This window comes from Streptomyces sp. NPDC090499, from assembly GCF_044769305.1.
Lineage (GTDB): Bacteria > Actinomycetota > Actinomycetes > Streptomycetales > Streptomycetaceae > Streptomyces.
The window spans coordinates 252,626-270,226 of sequence record NZ_JBIVXP010000004.1 but is presented as its reverse complement, the minus strand read 5'-3'; the positions used below and the strand labels follow the sequence as shown (position 1 = coordinate 270,226).

The 17,601-nt window shown below is 69.4% G+C and carries 17 protein-coding genes and 1 tRNA gene; 7 read left to right on the top strand and 11 right to left on the bottom strand.

Annotated elements, in window-relative coordinates; all coding sequences use genetic code 11:
* Positions 1–8 precede the first annotated feature (8 nt).
* The 5 genes from ACIQVL_RS16930 to ACIQVL_RS16910 form a co-directional block, all read right to left on the bottom strand.
* A complete protein-coding gene (locus ACIQVL_RS16930) occupies positions 9–821 on the bottom strand; it encodes a hypothetical protein (protein WP_352355702.1) in 813 nt (270 codons plus the stop codon).
* 9 nt (positions 822–830) lie between these two features.
* Positions 831–1,295 (bottom strand): hypothetical protein, encoded by a 465-nt coding sequence (locus tag ACIQVL_RS16925; protein ID WP_403428592.1) that lies wholly within the window; start codon positions 1,293–1,295, stop codon positions 831–833.
* Between the two features lie 58 nt (positions 1,296–1,353).
* Positions 1,354–2,817: a DUF2252 domain-containing protein gene (locus ACIQVL_RS16920; RefSeq protein ID WP_403428591.1), complete on the bottom strand. Its 1,464-nt coding sequence runs from the start codon at positions 2,815–2,817 to the stop codon at positions 1,354–1,356.
* 192 nt (positions 2,818–3,009) lie between these two features.
* Positions 3,010–3,939 (bottom strand): NAD(P)H-binding protein, encoded by a 930-nt coding sequence (locus ACIQVL_RS16915; RefSeq protein ID WP_403475643.1) that lies wholly within the window; start codon positions 3,937–3,939, stop codon positions 3,010–3,012.
* 223 nt (positions 3,940–4,162) lie between these two features.
* Positions 4,163–4,246, bottom strand: a tRNA-Leu gene (locus ACIQVL_RS16910).
* Positions 4,247–4,656: 410 nt separating this feature from the next.
* On the opposite strand from ACIQVL_RS16910, the gene ACIQVL_RS16905 reads away from it, so the two are divergent.
* From ACIQVL_RS16905 to pknB, 6 genes are all read left to right on the top strand, one after another.
* Positions 4,657–5,526 (top strand): FhaA domain-containing protein, encoded by an 870-nt coding sequence (locus ACIQVL_RS16905; protein WP_403475642.1) that lies wholly within the window; start codon positions 4,657–4,659, stop codon positions 5,524–5,526.
* 10 nt (positions 5,527–5,536) lie between these two features.
* Positions 5,537–6,061: an FHA domain-containing protein gene (locus tag ACIQVL_RS16900; RefSeq protein ID WP_093500760.1), complete on the top strand. Its 525-nt coding sequence runs from the start codon at positions 5,537–5,539 to the stop codon at positions 6,059–6,061.
* A gap of 98 nt (positions 6,062–6,159) precedes the next feature.
* Positions 6,160–7,719 (top strand): Stp1/IreP family PP2C-type Ser/Thr phosphatase, encoded by a 1,560-nt coding sequence (locus ACIQVL_RS16895; RefSeq protein ID WP_403429071.1) that lies wholly within the window; start codon positions 6,160–6,162, stop codon positions 7,717–7,719.
* Positions 7,720–7,746: 27 nt separating this feature from the next.
* Positions 7,747–9,186: an FtsW/RodA/SpoVE family cell cycle protein gene (locus tag ACIQVL_RS16890; protein WP_403428586.1), complete on the top strand. Its 1,440-nt coding sequence runs from the start codon at positions 7,747–7,749 to the stop codon at positions 9,184–9,186.
* Positions 9,183–10,667: a peptidoglycan D,D-transpeptidase FtsI family protein gene (locus ACIQVL_RS16885; RefSeq protein WP_403428585.1), complete on the top strand. Its 1,485-nt coding sequence runs from the start codon at positions 9,183–9,185 to the stop codon at positions 10,665–10,667. The genes ACIQVL_RS16890 and ACIQVL_RS16885 overlap by 4 nt, the downstream gene beginning before the upstream one ends.
* A 169-nt stretch (positions 10,668–10,836) precedes the next feature.
* Positions 10,837–12,813, top strand: a complete 1,977-nt coding sequence (pknB, locus tag ACIQVL_RS16880; protein ID WP_403428583.1) for a Stk1 family PASTA domain-containing Ser/Thr kinase — start codon at positions 10,837–10,839, stop codon at positions 12,811–12,813.
* A gap of 190 nt (positions 12,814–13,003) precedes the next feature.
* Here pknB and ACIQVL_RS16875 read toward each other — a convergent pair whose 3' ends face one another.
* The 6 genes from ACIQVL_RS16875 to ACIQVL_RS16850 are packed head-to-tail and all read right to left on the bottom strand — an operon-like array spanning position 13,004 to position 17,185.
* Positions 13,004–13,753, bottom strand: coding sequence for a class E sortase (locus ACIQVL_RS16875; protein WP_403475641.1), 750 nt, complete (start codon positions 13,751–13,753; stop codon positions 13,004–13,006).
* 19 nt (positions 13,754–13,772) lie between these two features.
* Entirely contained in the window at positions 13,773–14,816 is a 1,044-nt protein-coding gene (locus tag ACIQVL_RS16870) for a class E sortase (protein ID WP_403428579.1), read from the bottom strand.
* The gene (locus ACIQVL_RS16865; protein WP_403475640.1) at positions 14,813–15,451 is read right to left on the bottom strand and encodes an aminodeoxychorismate/anthranilate synthase component II; all 639 of its coding nucleotides are present in this window, start codon (positions 15,449–15,451) and stop codon (positions 14,813–14,815) included. The genes ACIQVL_RS16870 and ACIQVL_RS16865 overlap by 4 nt, the downstream gene beginning before the upstream one ends.
* Positions 15,448–15,609 (bottom strand): hypothetical protein, encoded by a 162-nt coding sequence (locus ACIQVL_RS16860; protein ID WP_393810847.1) that lies wholly within the window; start codon positions 15,607–15,609, stop codon positions 15,448–15,450. The genes ACIQVL_RS16865 and ACIQVL_RS16860 overlap by 4 nt, the downstream gene beginning before the upstream one ends.
* A gap of 52 nt (positions 15,610–15,661) precedes the next feature.
* Entirely contained in the window at positions 15,662–16,345 is a 684-nt protein-coding gene (locus tag ACIQVL_RS16855) for a class E sortase (RefSeq protein ID WP_403428576.1), read from the bottom strand.
* A gap of 27 nt (positions 16,346–16,372) precedes the next feature.
* A complete protein-coding gene (locus ACIQVL_RS16850) occupies positions 16,373–17,185 on the bottom strand; it encodes a DUF881 domain-containing protein (protein ID WP_403428574.1) in 813 nt (270 codons plus the stop codon).
* Positions 17,186–17,337: 152 nt separating this feature from the next.
* On the opposite strand from ACIQVL_RS16850, the gene crgA reads away from it, so the two are divergent.
* A complete protein-coding gene (gene crgA, locus ACIQVL_RS16845; RefSeq protein ID WP_351956796.1) occupies positions 17,338–17,592 on the top strand; it encodes a cell division protein CrgA in 255 nt (84 codons plus the stop codon).
* Positions 17,593–17,601 lie beyond the last annotated feature (9 nt).

Genomic DNA, 17,601 nt, shown 5'->3' with positions numbered 1-17,601 from the left:
ACGGAGGGCTACTCCTGGGTCAGCAGGGCCGCCAGTTCCGCCTCGCGTTCGGTCACGTCCTTGCGGAGCCGCTCGGCGATCTCGTCGAGGAGGGCGTCGGGGTCGTCGGGGGCCAGCCGGAGCAGGCCGGCGATGGGGCCGTTCTCCAGCTCCTTGGCGACCAGGCCGAGCAGTTCCTTGCGCTGGGAGAGCCACTCCAGGCGGGCGTACAGCTCCTCGGCCCGGCTCGGCCTGCGCTCCGGCGGGACCGGGCCGGCCGCCCACTCCTCGGCCAGCTCGCGCAGCAGGGCCTCGTCGCCGCGGGCGTAAGCCGCGTTGACCCGGCTGAGGAACTCCTCGCGCCGCTCCTGCTCGGCCTCGTCCTGCACCAGGTCGGGGTGGGCCTTGCGGGCGAGCTCGCGGTAGAGCCGGCGCGCCTCCTCGCTGGGGCGGACCCGCTGCGGCGGCCGGACCTCCTGCTCGGTGAGCATCGCGACGGCCTCCGGGAACAGGCCGTCGCCGTCCATCCAGCCGTGCAGCAGCTCCTCGACACCGGGGATGGGCAGGACCCGGGCGCGGGCCTCCTCGGCGGCACGAATGTCCTCGGGGTCGCCGGTGCGGGCGGCCTTGGCCTCGGCGATCCGCGCGTCCAGCTCCTCGATGCGGAGGTAGAGGGGGCCGAGTTTCTGTTCGTGCAGGCGGGAGAAATTCTCCACCTCGACGCGGAAGGTCTCGACCGCGATCTCGTACTCGATCAACGCCTGCTCGGCAGCCCGTACGGCCTGCTCCAGCCGTTCCTCGGGCCGCGGTGCCTGGGACTGCTCAGCTTCCGGGGTCGTCACCCGACCAGCCTAGGGCCTGTCGTCGCCTTCGGTGGCCGGGACCCACTCGGCGACCAGATCGGTGCAGGCCACGACGAGGGTGCCGGGCCGGCAGGCCAGCTCGTGGGTGCAGCCGTCGGGGTGCGGGAGGATCTCGTCGAGGATCACCTCGCCGAGCGAGGCGAGGTCGCAGGAGCCCAGGATGTCCGTCTGGAAGCGGGAGACGCCCGAGTAGCGGACGATCAGGTCCTCGTCGTGCTTGTGGCAGTTGTGCCGGAAGCGGATCTCCATGCCGGCGGGGGCCGTGCGGCGCATGTCCAGCGGGCGCAGGTCCTTCACGCAGCGGCGGCCGCCGAACTCGTAGTGGCACGGGTCGGTGGCGAAGGCGCGGGCGCCGGGCGGCAGGCCGTCGGCGAGTTCCGGCAGCCGCGCCAGGTAGGGGCCGGGGTCGATGGAGACCGCGGCCGCGCCCTCGCTTATTTCGACGTACTTCACATCAGCACCTCTCGGGACACCGGAGGCCGTCTGCCGTGGACCACGCGGATCACGCGGATCACACCCCGAGCTCCGCCGCTATCCGCCCCGCCCGTACCGCGGTCACCAGCTCCTCGTGGTCCGCCTCCGTGCGGTCGGCGTAGGCCACCGCGAACGCGGCGATCGCCTCGTCCAGCTCCTCGTTCTTGCCGCAGTAGCCGGCGATCAGGCGCGGGTCGGCGCTGTGCGAGTGGGCGCGGGCCAGCAGGGCGCCGGTCATCCTGCCGTAGTCGTCGATCTGGTCGGGGGACAGGGCGGCGGGGTCGACGCTGCCCTTGCGGTTGCGGAACTGGCGGACCTGGAAGGGACGCCCCTCCACCGTGGTCCAGCCGAGCAGGATGTCGCTGACCACCTGCATCCGCTTCTGGCCGAGGACCACCCGGCGGCCCTCGTGGTCGACGGCCGGTGTCTCGAAGCCGGCCGTCGCGAGATGGGGGACGAGCGCGGACGGGCGGGCCTCCTTGACCTGGAGGATCAGCGGCTCGCCTCGGTGGTCGAGGAGGAGGACGACGTAGGAGCGGGTGCCGACGCTGCCGGTGCCGACGATGCGGAAGGCGACGTCGTGCGGGGTGTGCCGGGCGAGCAGCGGGTGGCGGTCCTCGGAGAGCGTGGTGACGTAGTGCTCCAAGGCGGCGGTGACCGCCTCCGCCTCCGCGTCGGGGACCCGGCGCAGCACCGGCACGGCGTCCACGAAGCGGCGGCCGCCGTCCTCGGTGGGCTCGGTGGAGCGGGCCGCGAACCGGCCGCTGGTGTTGGCGCGGGCCTTCTCCGAGACCCGGCGCAGGGTGCCGACCATGTCGTGGGCGTCGGAGTGGGAGACCAGCTCCTCGTCCGCGATCGCGTTCCACGCGTCCAGCACCGGGAGCTTGGCCAGCAGGCGCATGGTGCGGCGGTAGGCACCGGCCGCGTCGCCCGCCGCCTTGCGGCACATGTCCTCGTCGGCGCCCGCCTCCCGGCCGGCCAGCACCAGGGAGGCGGCGAGCCGCTTGAGGTCCCACTCCCAGGGACCGAGCACCGTCTCGTCGAAGTCGTTCAGGTCGATGACGAGGTCGCCGCGCGGGTCGCCGTACAGGCCGAAGTTGGCCGCGTGGGCGTCGCCGCAGATCTGGGTGGCGATCCTGGTCATCGGGGTGCGGGCCAGGTCGTGCGCCATCAGGCCGGCCGAGCCGCGCAGGAACGCGAACGGGCTCGCCGCCATCCTGCCGACCCTTATCGGGACCAGTTCCGGGATGCGGTCCCGGTTGGACTCCTCGACCGCGCGGACCGCGTCGGGACGGGAGCCGTCCAGGTCCAGGGCGTCATGGCCGCGGCGCGGCACCGCCGAACGCAGCGCCCTGCCCTCCTCCTTGGGGGAGCCCTGCGAAGGCCACTGCGCAAACCCCTTCGGCGCAGGCAGCTTGCGCCCGCCGGCCGCCGTCGGCTCTTCCACTCCGGTCACGTCGACCGCCTCCCCCGTACTCCACGCACGCACCCGCACGAACATCAACTCGTGGAGACGGTACAGGCGGAGGCCGAGAGCCGTCAGACCCTGTGGACAACTTCGGGACGGTTTGCGGAGGGTGGGGCGCCGTCGTCGTATATCTGGCGCCCGGTGAGGTTTGTTCACGCAGCCGAAGACAGCACGGAACGCTCCCAGAACAAGGCCACAGCCCCTGAAACAGCCCCTGAAGCGGCTTCAGTGGCTGAACAACCCGGGGTTCCTGCGGACGAAATCGCCTACTCCCGCGGCGGGGCGCCCGGTGACCTCTGTCATGCCGGCCGCCTGGCGGTCGTAGCGGCCGGCCGCGTGCAGCCGAGCCATGGTGGAGACGTGCTGGAAGACGTGGTCCGGCAGTCCCAGCGCTTTGAGGTCGTCGTCGAGCCATTCCTGCAACGGGACCTCGGTGCAGTCGACCGTGCGGTGCAGGGCACCGGAGATCTCCGCGGCCAGAGCGGCGGCGTCCTGGGACCGGGGACCGGTCAGCTCGTAGGTCCGGCCGATGTGCCGGGCCGGATCGGCCAGGATCTCCTCGACCACCGCGGCAACGTCTGCGGCGGCGATCGGAGAGGTCTTCGCCTTGCCGAAGGGCCACCTGAGGCTGCCGTCCTCGACGGCCGACGAAAGCACGGTCAGGAAGACCGGGTTCTCCATGAAGACGGTGGGCCTGACCTCGACCACGGGCAGTCCCGACCAGTCGAGGACCTGCTCGACCAGCCACTGCTGACGATGCTGACGCGAATCCGAGCCGCTGGTGGCGTCCATCTCGGAGATGGTCAGCTGCGACATGTTCACGAACACCTCCAGCCCTCCGTAGGCGCGCGCGACCGTGGCCGTGGTCACCGCGGCCAGCAGGTACTCCGTCGAGACGGCCATGCCGAAATACATCCGCCCGCAGCCGTCGAGGGCGTCGGCGACATCACGGGCCCGCGTCAGATCCCCGACCACGACCTCGGCACCCGTCGCACGCAGCGCCTGGGCACGGTCGTCTTCCCGGTGCACCAGAGCACGGACCTGGAGGCCCCGGCGCCGCAGCCCCTGGACGACCGTCCTGCCGACGGCCCCGACGCTGCCCGCCGCACCGGTCACCAGAACGGGCCGCCCGCCCGCCTCCGCGCTGTAGTCCATGGGGGCAGCCTGCGACCGGCCCGGCCAGGTCGCAACCGGGGTGCGGTCCGGCCCCGGGTCCGCCCGTGAGATAGCTCACGGGCGGGCCCCCGCATACCCCGGCAAGGCCGTGCGATGCCTCACAGCCGACGCACCGCCACCCGGCGACCACCGGACAACGAGAAACGGGCCCCCGCGGTGACTTCCGTCACCGGCGGAGACCCGTCCCATCGGTATCTCTCTGTGCGCGAGGGGGGAGTTGAACCCCCACGCCCTTGCGGGCACTGGAACCTGAATCCAGCGCGTCTGCCTATTCCGCCACCCGCGCATTGGGTGTGTCTTCCGGCTTCTGCCCCGTTGTTTCCTTCGGGTTGGCGCCTTCCGACATCGAGAACACTAGCACGTGGGGCAGGGTGGGTTCACATCCCTTGTCCCGGGGCAGCGCTCACCTGAGTGATCACGTACCGAGCAGTCTGCGGCCACGTATCAACCTCGTACCGGTCCAGCCCATCTGTCCAGGAGACGGATCGGGTCCACAGTCGGGTGCGGGACACTGGACGTGGGCCACCTCTACGATCCATGGCAGAACGAGCGCCGATCCCGGGCAGGAGAAGCACGGGGAAGAGTTCGAAGGGGGGCCGCTGGGGGAACCGGCTGATTGCCGGGCGCGTAGATACGATCAGTGAGCGGTAACGGCAACGGCAGGCAGTACGGGCAAGGCGACAGAGGAGGTGCCCTGTGGGAGTCCTGAAGAAGTTCGAGCAGCGTCTCGAAGGTCTGGTCAACGGCACCTTCGCGAAGGTGTTCAAGTCCGAGGTCCAGCCCGTGGAGATCGCCGGCGCGCTGCAGCGCGAGTGCGACAACAACGCGACCATCTGGAACCGGGACCGGACCGTCGTACCCAACGACTTCATCGTGGAGCTGAGCGCGCCGGACTTCGAGCGGCTCAGCCCCTACTCCGGGCAGCTCGGCGACGAGCTCGCCGGGATGGTCCGCGACTACGCCAAGCAGCAGCGCTACACCTTCATGGGGCCGATCAAGGTCAACCTGGAGAAGGCGGACGACCTCGACACCGGCCTGTACCGGGTGCGCAGCCGCACGCTCGCCTCCTCCAGCAACCAGCAGGCCTCCGAGCGCGCCCCCGCGGGCGGCGCCCCGCAGCGCCCCGGCGGCTACGGCTACCCGCAGCAGAGCGCCGCCGCCCCGCCGATGCCGAGCGCCCCGCCGCCCGGCACCCGCCCCGGCGGCTACGGATACCCGCAGCCGACCCAGGCGGCCGGCCAGCGGCCGCCCTCGGGTCCCGTCGGCGCCCCGGCGGCCGGCGCCCGCACCCGCTACTGGATCGAGATCAACGGCACCCGCCACCAGATCTCCCGCGCGACGCTCGTGCTGGGCCGCAGCACCGAGGCCGACGTGCGGATCGACGACCCCGGCGTCTCCCGCCGGCACTGCGAGATCCGGACCGGTTCGCCCTCGACGATCCAGGATCTCGGGTCCACCAACGGCATCGTGGTGGACGGGCAGCACACCACCCGCGCTACGCTCCGCGACGGCTCGCGGATCGTCGTGGGCAGCACCACCATCATTTACCGGCAAGCCGAAGGGTGAAGCGGGGGCAATGTCAGAGCTGACCCTCACGGTCATGCGGCTGGGTTTCCTGGCCGTACTGTGGCTGTTCGTGATCGTGGCCGTGCAGGTCATCCGCAGCGACCTGTTCGGTACGCGCGTCACCCAGCGCGGATCGCGTAGGGAAGAAGGACGGCGGCAGCAGCCCGCCGCCCGGCAGCAGGCCGCGCCACCGCAGCAGCGCGGCCAGCAGCCCGCAGCCGGCGGCCGGCAGCGCCGCAACGCCCCCACCAAGCTGGTCGTCTCCGAGGGCACCCTCACCGGTACGACGGTCGCGCTCCAGGGCCAGACCATCACCCTCGGCCGCGCCCACGACTCGACGATCGTGCTGGACGACGACTACGCCTCCAGCCGTCATGCCAGGATCTACCCGGACCGCGACGGCCAGTGGATCGTCGAGGACCTCGGCTCGACCAACGGCACCTACCTGGACCGGTCCCGGCTGACGACCCCCACGCCGATCCCGCTGGGCGCGCCGATCCGCATCGGCAAAACCGTCATCGAGCTGCGGAAGTAGTGCTACATCATGGATAGGCGCGAGCGGAGCGAGCACGCAGCGGCGGACCGGACGCCGGTCCCCGGCGCGCTCCCGACCGGAGGGTGGGCACCGTGCGGATGTACCCGGAGCCGACGGGCGAGGTGCGCATGAGTCTGTCACTGCGCTTCGCCGCCGGATCGCACAAAGGCATGATCCGGGAGGGCAACGAGGACTCCGGTTACGCCGGTCCCCGCCTGCTCGCCATCGCCGACGGCATGGGCGGCCAGGCCGCGGGCGAGGTCGCCTCCTCCGAGGTGATCTCCACCCTGGTCACGCTCGACGACGACGTGCCCGGCTCCGACATCCTCACCTCCCTCGGCCACGCCGTGCAGCGCGCCAACGACCAGCTGCGCGCCATGGTCGAGGAGGACCCGCAGCTGGAGGGCATGGGGACCACCCTCACCGCCCTGCTGTGGACCGGGCAGCGGCTCGGCCTCGTGCACGTCGGGGACTCCCGCGCGTACCTGCTCCGTGACGGCGTGCTCACGCAGATCACCCAGGACCACACCTGGGTGCAGCGCCTCGTCGACGAGGGCCGGATCACCGAGGAAGAGGCCACCACCCACCCGCAGCGCTCGCTGCTGATGCGCGCTCTCGGCAGCGGCGACCACGTCGAGCCGGACCTCTCCATCCGCGAGGTGCGCGCGGGTGACCGTTATCTCATCTGCTCCGACGGGCTCTCCGGGGTCGTCTCCCACCAGACCCTGGAGGAGACCCTCGCCAGCTACCAGGGCCCGCAGGAGACCGTGCAGGAGCTGATCCAGCTCGCGCTGCGCGGCGGCGGCCCGGACAACATCACCGTCATCATCGCGGACGTCCTCGACCTGGACACCGGCGACACCCTCGCGGGCCAGCTCTCCGACACCCCGGTGGTGGTCGGCGCGGTCGCCGAGAACCAGCACCACCTGCACGACAACGGCTACATGCAGACCCCGGCCGGCCGCGCCGCCAACCTCGGCCGGCAGGCCCACGGCGGGGGCGGCGAGTTCGGCCCGCCCGGCTCGGGCGACACCACCGGCTACGTCCCCACCGACAGCTTCGGCGGCTACACCGACGACGACTTCGTCAAGCCCCGCAAGGGCCGCAGGTGGCTGAAGAGATCCTTCTTCGGCATCCTCGCCCTCGCCGTGATCGGCGGGGGCCTGTACGGCGGCTACCGCTGGACGCAGACGCAGTACTACGTCGGCGCCAACGGCGAGCACGTCGCGCTGTACCAGGGCATCAGCCAGGACCTGGCCTGGGTCTCGCTGTCGAAGGTGGAGACGGACCACCCCGAGATCGAACTCAAGTACCTGCCGCCCTACCAGCAGAAGCAGGTCAAGGCGACCATCGCCGAGGGCGGCCTCAAGGACGCCCAGTCGAAGGTCCAGGAGCTGGCCGTGCAGGCCTCCGCCTGCAAGAAGGAGTCGGAGCGCACCACCGCCGAGTCCAAGACCGGCTCCAAGACCGGCCAGGGCGAGGCCGGCGGCACCACGGGAACCACCAAGACCTCTCTCACGTCCAAGGCCTCGCCAAGCCCTTCGCACTCGACGTCCTCCACGGCGTCACAGTCCCCGTCCCCCTCAGCGACCCCCAGCCCCGGCCCCACCCTCTCGGAGGATGAGCAGAAGGTCGTCTCGCTGTGCGGTAAGCAGTAGGCAAGCCGTGAGAGGCCCTGTCACACGATGAGTAGTTCCACCAACAGCTCGACCCATCACACGTCCACGATCGGTGCCATCGGCGCACCCAGCCGACGCAACACCGAGCTGGCGCTCCTGGTGTTCGCCGTAGTCATCCCGGTGTTCGCCTACGCCAACGTGGGCCTGGCCATCAACGACAAGGTGCCGGCCGGCCTGCTCAGCTACGGTCTCGGCCTCGGGCTGCTGGCCGGCGTCGCCCACCTCGCCGTGCGCCGGTTCGCGCCGTACGCGGACCCGCTGCTGCTGCCGCTGGCCACGCTCCTCAACGGCCTCGGGCTCGTCGTCATCTGGCGGCTCGACCAGTCCAAGCTGCTGCAGTCCATCAAGCAGGCGGGCACGGCGGCACCCCGGCAGCTGATGTACACCGCGATGGGCATCGCCCTGTTCATCGTGGTGCTGATCTTCCTCAAGGACCACCGCGTCCTGCAGCGCTACACGTACATCTCCATGGTCGGCGCGCTGACCCTGCTGCTGCTGCCGCTGGTGCCGGGCCTCGGCGCCAACATCTACGGCGCGAAGATCTGGATCTCGGTCGCCGGGTTCTCCATCCAGCCCGGTGAGTTCGCGAAGATCGTCCTGGCGATCTTCTTCGCCGGCTACCTGATGGTGAAGCGCGACGCGCTCGCCCTCGCCAGCCGCCGCTTCATCGGCCTCTACCTGCCCCGCGGCCGCGACCTCGGCCCGATCCTGGTCGTCTGGTTCATCTCGATCCTGATCCTGGTCTTCGAGACCGACCTCGGCACCTCGCTGCTGTTCTTCGGAATGTTCGTCATCATGCTGTACGTCGCCACCGAGCGGACCAGCTGGATCGTCTTCGGTCTGCTGATGTCCGCGGCCGGCGCCGTCGGTGTCGCGAGCTTCGAACCGCACGTCCAGCAGCGTGTCCAGGCCTGGCTCAACCCGCTGAAGGAGTACAAGCTCAGCCAGCAGGGCGTGGCCGGCCACTCCGAGCAGTCGATGCAGGCGCTGTGGGCGTTCGGCTCCGGCGGCACCCTCGGCACCGGCCTCGGCCAGGGCCACTCGGACCTGATCCGGTTCGCCGCCAACTCCGACTTCGTGCTCGCCACCTTCGGCGAGGAGCTCGGCCTGGCCGGCATCATGGCGATCCTGCTGATCTACGGCCTGATCGTGGAGCGCGGTGTGCGCACCGCCCTCGCCGCCCGCGACCCCTTCGGCAAGCTGCTGGCCGTCGGCCTCTCCGGCGCGATGGCCCTCCAGGTCTTCGTCGTCGCGGGCGGTGTGATGGGCCTGATCCCGCTGACCGGTATGACGATGCCGTTCCTGGCGTACGGCGGTTCGTCCGTGATCGCCAACTGGGCGCTCATCGGCATCCTCATCAGAATCAGCGACACCGCACGGCGCCCGGCGCCCGCCCCCGTCAGCAACCCCGATGCCGAGATGACCCAGGTGGTCCGCCCGTCATGAACAAGCCCCTGCGCCGAATCGCGCTCTTCTGCGGCCTCCTCGTCCTCACCCTGCTGCTGCGCGACAACTGGCTCCAGTACGTCAAGGCCGACACCCTCCGCGAGGACACCCTCAACCGCCGCGTCACCATCGCCCGGTACTCGACCCCGCGCGGCGACATCATCGTCGACGGCAACCCGATCACCGGCTCCACGGCGACCAACTCCTCCGGTCTCAACGACCTGAAGTACAAGCGCACGTACAAGGACGGCCCCATGTGGTCGCCGGTCACCGGCTTCGCCTCCCAGGCCTTCGGTGCCAACCTGATGGAGTCCGTGGAGGACGGCATCCTCACCGGCAACGACGACCGGCTCTTCTTCCGCAACACCCTCGACATGATCACGGGCAAGCAGAAGCAGGGCGGCAACGTCGTCACCACCCTCAGCGCGGCCGCGCAGAAGGCCGCGTACAACGGTCTGAAGGCACAGGGCGGCAAGGGCGCGGTGGTCGCGCTTGAGCCCTCCACGGGCAAGATCCTGGCCCTCGCCTCCTACCCGTCCTACGACCCCTCCAGCTTCGCCGGCACCTCGGACACCGACGCCGAGGCCTGGAAGAAGCTGCAGAAGAAATACAACCCGAACGACCCGATGCTGAACCGGGCGCTGCGCGAGACCTACCCGCCGGGCTCCACCTTCAAGGTGGTCACCGCCGCCGCCGCGCTGCAGAACGGGCTGTACACCTCCGCGGACGAGGCCACGAAGTCGCCGCTGCCCTACGTCATGCCGGGCACCACGACCGAGCTGAAGAACGAGGGCAGCATCCCCTGCAAGAACGCGACCATGCGGATCGCGCTCCGATACTCCTGCAACACCGTCTTCGGCAAGATCGGCGCCGACCTCGGCAACGACAAGATGCTCGCCGAGGCCAAGAAGTTCGGCTTCGACGCCGAGCAGTTCACCCCGACCCGCTCCAGCGCCTCGGTCTTCTCCGACGGCATGAACCAGTCGCAGACCGCGCTGTCCTCGATCGGCCAGTACAACACCGCCGCGACCCCGCTGCAGATGGCCATGGTCGCCTCCGCGGTCGCCAACGACGGCAAGCTGATGAAGCCGTACATGGTCGACAAGCTGCAGTCGTCGAACCTCGACACGGTCGCCCAGACCGATCCCGAGGAGATGAGCCAGCCGCTGTCGTCCGGCAACGCCCAGATCCTCCAGTCGATGATGGAGACGGTCGTCAAGGACGGCACCGGCAAGAACGCGCAGATCAACGGCATCACCGTGGGCGGCAAGACCGGTACCGCCCAGCACGGCGTGGAGAACAGCGAGAACCCCTACGCCTGGTTCATCTCGTACGCCAAGCTCCCCGACGGCAGCAAGCCCGTCGCCGTCGCCGTGGTGATCGAGGACGACCAGGCCAACCGTGACGACATCTCCGGCGGCGGCCTGGCGGCCCCGATCGCGAAGAGCGTGATGGAGGCAGTCATCAACAGCAAGAAGTGACCCCGCTCACGTCCCCTTCACATCGGTGCACGTTGACATACCGGTCCTGTATCGGGTTACGGGCTTGGCCAGGTCACACAAACACAGCCGGGTACGGTAGGCCCGGACGGCAGCCTCCGACCGCACACCCGTGCCGGTCGGGACCGACGGAGAGGGCTGGTAGGGAACTATGGAAGAGCCGCGTCGCCTCGGCGGCCGGTACGAGCTGGGCCACGTGCTCGGCCGTGGTGGCATGGCGGAGGTCTACCTCGCCCATGACACGCGGCTCGGCCGCACGGTGGCGGTGAAGACGCTGCGCGCGGACCTCGCGCGCGACCCGTCCTTCCAGGCCCGGTTCCGCCGGGAGGCCCAGTCGGCCGCCTCGCTCAACCATCCCGCGATCGTCGCGGTCTACGACACGGGCGAGGACTACATCGACGGGGTCTCGATCCCGTACATCGTCATGGAGTACGTGGACGGCTCGACGCTGCGGGAGCTCCTGCACTCCGGCCGCAAGCTGCTGCCGGAGCGCGCGATGGAGATGACCATCGGCATCCTCCAGGGCCTGGAGTACGCGCACCGCAGCGGCATCGTCCACCGTGACATCAAGCCGGCGAACGTCATGCTGACGCGCAACGGCCAGGTCAAGGTCATGGACTTCGGCATCGCCCGCGCCATGGGCGACTCCGGCATGACCATGACCCAGACGGCGGCCGTCATCGGCACCGCCCAGTACCTCTCCCCGGAGCAGGCCAAGGGCGAGCAGGTCGACGCCCGCTCGGACCTCTACTCGACGGGTTGCCTCCTCTACGAGCTGCTGACGGTACGGCCGCCCTTCGTGGGCGACAGCCCGGTCGCGGTCGCCTACCAGCACGTCCGCGAGGAACCCCAGCCGCCGTCGGTCTTCGACCCCGAGATCACGCCCGAGATGGACGCCATCGTCCTGAAGGCCCTGGTCAAGGACCCGAACTACCGGTACCAGTCCGCCGACGAGATGCGCGCCGACATCGAGGCCTGCCTCGACGGCCAGCCGGTCGCGGCCACCGCGGCCATGGGCTCCGTCGGCTACGGCGGCTACCCGGACGACATGCCGACCACGGCCATGCGCTCCGACGCCGGCGCCACCACCATGCTCCCCCCGATGAACCCGGACGACGGCGGCTACGGCTACGACGAGCGCCCGGACCGCCGCCGCCAGCAGAAGAAGAAGAGCAACACGTCCACGATCCTGCTCGTGGTCGCGGGCATCCTCGTGCTGGTGGGCTCGATCCTGATCGGGAAATGGGTGGTCAGCGGGGGCGGCACGGACAAACCCTTCGCCGCCCCGAACTTCGTCGGCCAGACCTACGCGGACGCGCAGAAGATGGCCGACAACTCCGGCCTGAAGCTGGGCACCCCGACCCGGAAGGCCTGCGACAACGCGCCGAAGGGCAGCGTCTGCTCCCAGGACCCGACGGCCGGCTCGGACGTGAACAAGGGCGACACGGTCAACCTCGTGGTCTCCACGGGCGCCCCGAAGGTCGCGGTGCCGGACGTCCAGGGCCTGACCTTCGACAAGGCGGAGGAGCAGCTCACGGCCAAGGGCTTCAAGGTCGAGAAGAAGACCCAGGTCTCCGAGCAGACGGCGGGCGTCGTCATCGGCCAGGACCCCTCGGGCGACACGGAGCTCCAGAAGGGCTCCACGATCACCCTCACCGTTGCCAAGGCCGAGGAGAAGTCCACGGTCCCGGACGTCACCGGGCAGACCTGCGACGCGGCCAAGGCGCAGATGACGGCCAACAACCTGACCGGCAACTGCACCGAGGTGGACACCACCGACGCCAACCAGGTCGGCAAGGTCATCTCGACCGACCCGCAGGCCGGCAGCCAGGTCAAGAAGAACTCGTCGGTGAACATCCAGATCGGCAAGGCCCAGCAGCAGACCGCTGTGCCGAGCGTCCTGGGCCAGACCGTGAAGCAGGCCAAGCAGACCCTGCAGGCGGCCGGCTTCACCAACATCCAGTTCAACGGCGACTCGAGCGACAACGCCCTCGTCACCAACCAGGACCCGCAGGCCAACACCGGCGTCACCGACCCCGGCAGCACGACGATCACCCTCACCACGGTGAGCACCGGCAACGGCAACAACAACGGCGGTACCAACTTCTTCGGCGGTACCTTCGGCTGACGTTCCGCGTGTGACAACGGACGGGCCCCTGCCGGGGAATCACCGGCAGGGGCCCGCTCGTACTCCGCGGCCCTGGACCACGCGATGCTCCCGCGCGACAGCGAACCGGCACGTCAGGTGCGTGGTACCTCCGGGCATGGAGTCCCCGGCCCGGACACAGCCTTTCGTCGGCGCCGCACGAGCGGGTCCGTCAGCGCAGTTCCTTCGGCGGCGTCCGCTCGCTGTCCACCTTCTGCACCCGCACCAGCTCGCCCCACACCACGTACCGGTAGCGGCTCGTGTAGACCGGCGTGCAGGTCGTCAGGGTGATGTAGTGGCCCGGCTTGGTCTTGCCGGACTCCTCGGGGATCTGCGAGAGGACCTTGACGTTGTACTTCGAGGTCTCGGGGAGGATGTCGTAGACCTTGTAGACGTACCAGTTGTCGCGGGTCTCGAAGACGACCGGGTCGCCGACCTTCACCTTGTCGATGTTGTGGAACTTGGCGCCGTGGCCGTCGCGGTGGGCGGCGAGGGTGAAGTTGCCGGTCTTGCCGGTGGTGGGGAGCGCGGCCTTGGCCGGGTCCGTGTAGTAGCCGGCCACACCGTTGTTCAGGACGTCCGTCGACGTGCCCTTCTCGACCAGGACCTCGCCGTTCCTCATCGACGGCACGTGCAGGAAGCCGATGCCGTTCTTCGTGTTCAGCGCGCCGGGACCGGTGTCCTGCTGAGCCCAGGTCTCCCGGACCTTGTCGCCCGCCCGGTCGGCCTTGCGGTCCGCTATCACGTTCGTCCACCACAGCGAGTAGACGACGAACAGGCCGAGCACCAGGCCCGCCGTGATGAGGAGTTCACCGAAGACGCTGACCGCCATGGCGATCCGGCCCATCGGCCGACGGCCTGCGGCGGGCGCCGTGTCCGGCGCGTCGGTCTTGTCTTCGGTGTCGTCGGTGGTCGCTGCCACAGTTCCTCTGCCTCTGCCCTTACTCGACGAGCGCGTCCGGCTTGCCCTTGCTGCGCGGGCGTTCCTCGACCATCTTGCCCCACACGATCAACCGGTACTTGCTCGTGAACTCCGGCGTGCAGGTGGTGAGCGTGATGTACCGGCCCGGCTGGGTGAAACCCGAACCCTTCGGCACCGGGTCCAGCACGCTCACGTTGCTCGGCGACGTCACCGGCAGCATCGACGTCACCTTGTACACGTAGTACTCGTCCTGCGTCTCGACGACGACCGCGTCGCCGGCCACCAGCTTGTTGATGTACCGGAACGGCTCACCGTGCGTGTTGCGGTGCGCGGCCAGACCGAAGTTGCCGGTCTTGTCCTGCGGCATCGCGGTCTTCAGCGTGCCCTCGCCGTAGTGCCCGACCATCCCCTTGTCGAGGACCTTCTTGTTGCTGACGCCCTCGGCGATCGGCGCCACCACGTCCAGCTTGGGGATGTGCAGGATGGCGAAGCCCTGGCCGGGCGCGAAGACACCGGGGGCGCGCTTGCCGCTCGCCCAGTCCTTCTGGAGACTGCTGGCCTCGCTGCCGGCCTGGGCGTGGGCGCGGACGTTCGTCCACCACAGCTGGTACGTGACGAACAGCAGCATCAGCACGCCGGTGGTGATGAACACCTCGCCTATCGCCCGGCTCGCCATGACGGCCGGGCTGGGCTTGCGCAACCGCTGCTGCCGACGGGCCTCGACCCGGGACAGCGGCCGCCCCGGTGCGGCGCTCGGCGCGATGCCCGGTGCGGTGTTCTCCGGCAGCGCCGTCTCCGGTGCGCCACCGTGCCGCCCGCCACGCCGCTTGGCGGCCTTTCTGCGGGCCGCTCGGCCCCCTCCTGGGGTTCCGGTGCCGGAAGAGGCTGCTGTGCCCACAGAGGCCGATATGGGCGGCGGATCGGGGATCCGCAGCGCGACGGTCTCCTCGTCGATCGGCGGGAGCGGCGGCAGAAACGCCGTCTCCCCGAGCGCACCTGACCCCTCGTACGGCTGATCCCCGTACGAGGCACCGGTCTCGCGCTCGGGGCGCAGCGCGGTCACGCCGTGGCCCTGCCCACCACCGGGGCGAGCCCCGCCGACCTGGCCACGGCCCCCTGGTCACCGCACTCCACCAGCCAGTTGGCCAGCATCAGGTGCCCGTGCTCGGTCAGCACCGACTCGGGGTGGAACTGCACGCCCTCCACCGGGAGTTCACGGTGCCTGAGGCCCATGATGATCCCGTCGTGGGTGCGGGCGGTCACCTCCAGCTCGGCCGGCACCGTGGCCGGCTCGGCGGCCAGCGAGTGGTAGCGGGTCGCGGTGAAGGGCGAGGGCAGGCCCGCGAAGACGCCCTTGCCGCCGTGCTCGACCAGCGAGGTCTTGCCGTGCAGCAGCTCGGGCGCCCGGTCCACCACACCGCCGTACGCCACCTGCATCGACTGCATGCCGAGGCAGACGCCGAAGACCGGGACGCCGGTCGCGGCGCAGTGCCGGACCATGTCCACGCAGACGCCCGCCTCTTCCGGCGTGCCGGGACCGGGCGAGAGCAGCACCCCGTCGAACCCGTCCTGGGCGTGCGCCGTCGACACCTCGTCGTTGCGCAGCACCTCGCACTCGGCGCCCAGCTGGTACAGGTACTGGACCAGGTTGAAGACGAAGCTGTCGTAGTTGTCGACGACGAGAATCCGCGCGCTCACTGGTTGTCCACCGTCACATCGTTGAAGGGCAGCAGCGGTTCGGCCCAGGGGAAGACGTACTGGAAGAGGACGTAGATGACGGCCAGGACGAGCAGGAGTGAGATCAGCGCCCTCACCCACGCGTTGCCCGGCAGATGCCGCCAGATCCAGCCGTACATGCCGTCCCTTCCGTTCCACCACGGCACCAGAAACCCGCCGTACTGCACCAGACTAACGGCGCAGCGCCTTGGGTCTGCCTGACTCCACGGGCTGTGTGGAGTCCAAGTGCGCCCAGACGATCAGCCGATGGCTGTGCCCCCATTCCGGATCGCACGTGGTCAGCGTGAGATAGCGCCCCGGACGCGTATACCCCGACTTACGTGGCACAGGGTCGATCACTTCAACGTCCGTCGGAACTGTTTTGTAAGGGCCTTTGTCGATCCGATACGTGAACCAGGTCGTCCCGTCCGTCAGGACGATCGCATCGCCCTCGCGCAGCTTCGGGAAGTCGAGGAACGGGTCGCCGTAGGTGCGCCGGTGGCCGGCGACCGCGAAGTTGCCCACCTGGCCCAGCCCGGCGGTCCGGGCGTAGTGGGCGAGGCCCTTCTTCAGCACGTCGGTGCCGGTGCCCTCCAGAACCGGCTTGTTCCACGTGAAACCGAACCGGGGGATGTACATGATCGCGAAGGGCCTGCCGTAGTGGTAGGCGGCCGGTGTCGCGGGTGCGGCGCTCGCCGTCGCCGTGGGGTTCACCGTGGCCTTCGCCGACCACTGCCGCTGTAACTGGTCGATCTGGTCGTGCATCACGCTGTCGGCCTTCACGCCGGTCCAGAACAGCACGTACGCGACGAAGAGCACGATGAGCGTGCCGACGGTGATGCAGAGCTCGCTGACGGTCCTGACGATCACGCGCACCGGCGGCTCCAGAAAGTGACGAGCTGCTTACTCCACGGGCTTCGCGTAGTGCAGATCCACTGTGCCCGAGTAGCCCGGAAGAGTCACCGTCCCGTCCTCGGTCACTTTCCAGCCGAGGCCGTACACGTTCACGTACACCATGTAGTTCTGGATCGCCTCGGAGTCCGCGAGCGACTTCTGCATCTTCGCCGGGTCACCGATCGCCTGGATCTTGTACGGCGGTGAGTAGACCCGGCCCTGGAGGATCAGCGTGTTGCCGACGCAGCGCACGGCGCTGGTGGAGATCAGCCGCTGGTCCATGACCTTGATGCCCTGGGCGCCGCCCTGCCACAGGGCGTTCACCACGGCCTGCAGGTCCTGCTGGTGGATGACCAGGTAGTCGGGCTGCGGTTCGGGGTAGCCCGGCAGCTTGGCGGTGGCGTTCGGCGGGGCGTCGTTGAGCGTGACGGTGATCGCCTTGCCGGTCAGCTTCTGGGTGCCGGCGTCCTTCTCCAGGCCGGCGAGCTGGTCGTCCTGCGCCTTGGTGGAGCCGTCGTCGCGCTTGGCGAGCTTCTCGTTCTGGTCACGGGTGCTCGCGTTGGACTCGTCCAGCTCCTTGTTCTTGCGGCTGTGCTCCTGGATCAGGTCGGAGAGCTTGAGCAGGTTGTCGTCCGAGCGGATGTCGGTGCCCTTGGCCGTGTTGAAGCTGGTGAAGAAGAGCAGACCGGCCAGGGCGAAGACGCCCACGGTGAGGATCCGCACCGGACGGAGGCGCGGCCGGGGGCCGGGCCGGGAACCGCCCTCATCGGCCGGGCCGGAACCCGTTGATCCGGTCGCGTTGGAGTCGGCAGAATTGCTCAACGTACCCTTATCTCCTTCAGCGCCACGGAAGCACTACGCTAACGGACGCCCGGGGGAGCGCTCAGTCTGCCCTTACTGTCCCCTTGTACGCTGCCCCGAGCCCGACCCAGTTACCTGCGCGGCCACGCAGCGCATCGACAGGAGAGACCCTCGTGCCGAAGTCACGTATCCGCAAGAAGGCCGACTACACGCCGCCCCCGGCGAAGCAGGCGACCGCCATCAAGCTCAACAATCGCGCCTGGGTCGCGCCGGTGATGCTGGCCATGTTCCTCATCGGGCTGGCCTGGATCGTCGTCTTCTACGTGACCGACGGTTCACTGCCGATCGACAGCCTCGACAACTGGAACATCGTCGTGGGCTTCGGCTTCATCGCGGCCGGCTTCGGCGTCTCCACCCAGTGGAAGTAGTGCCGCGGT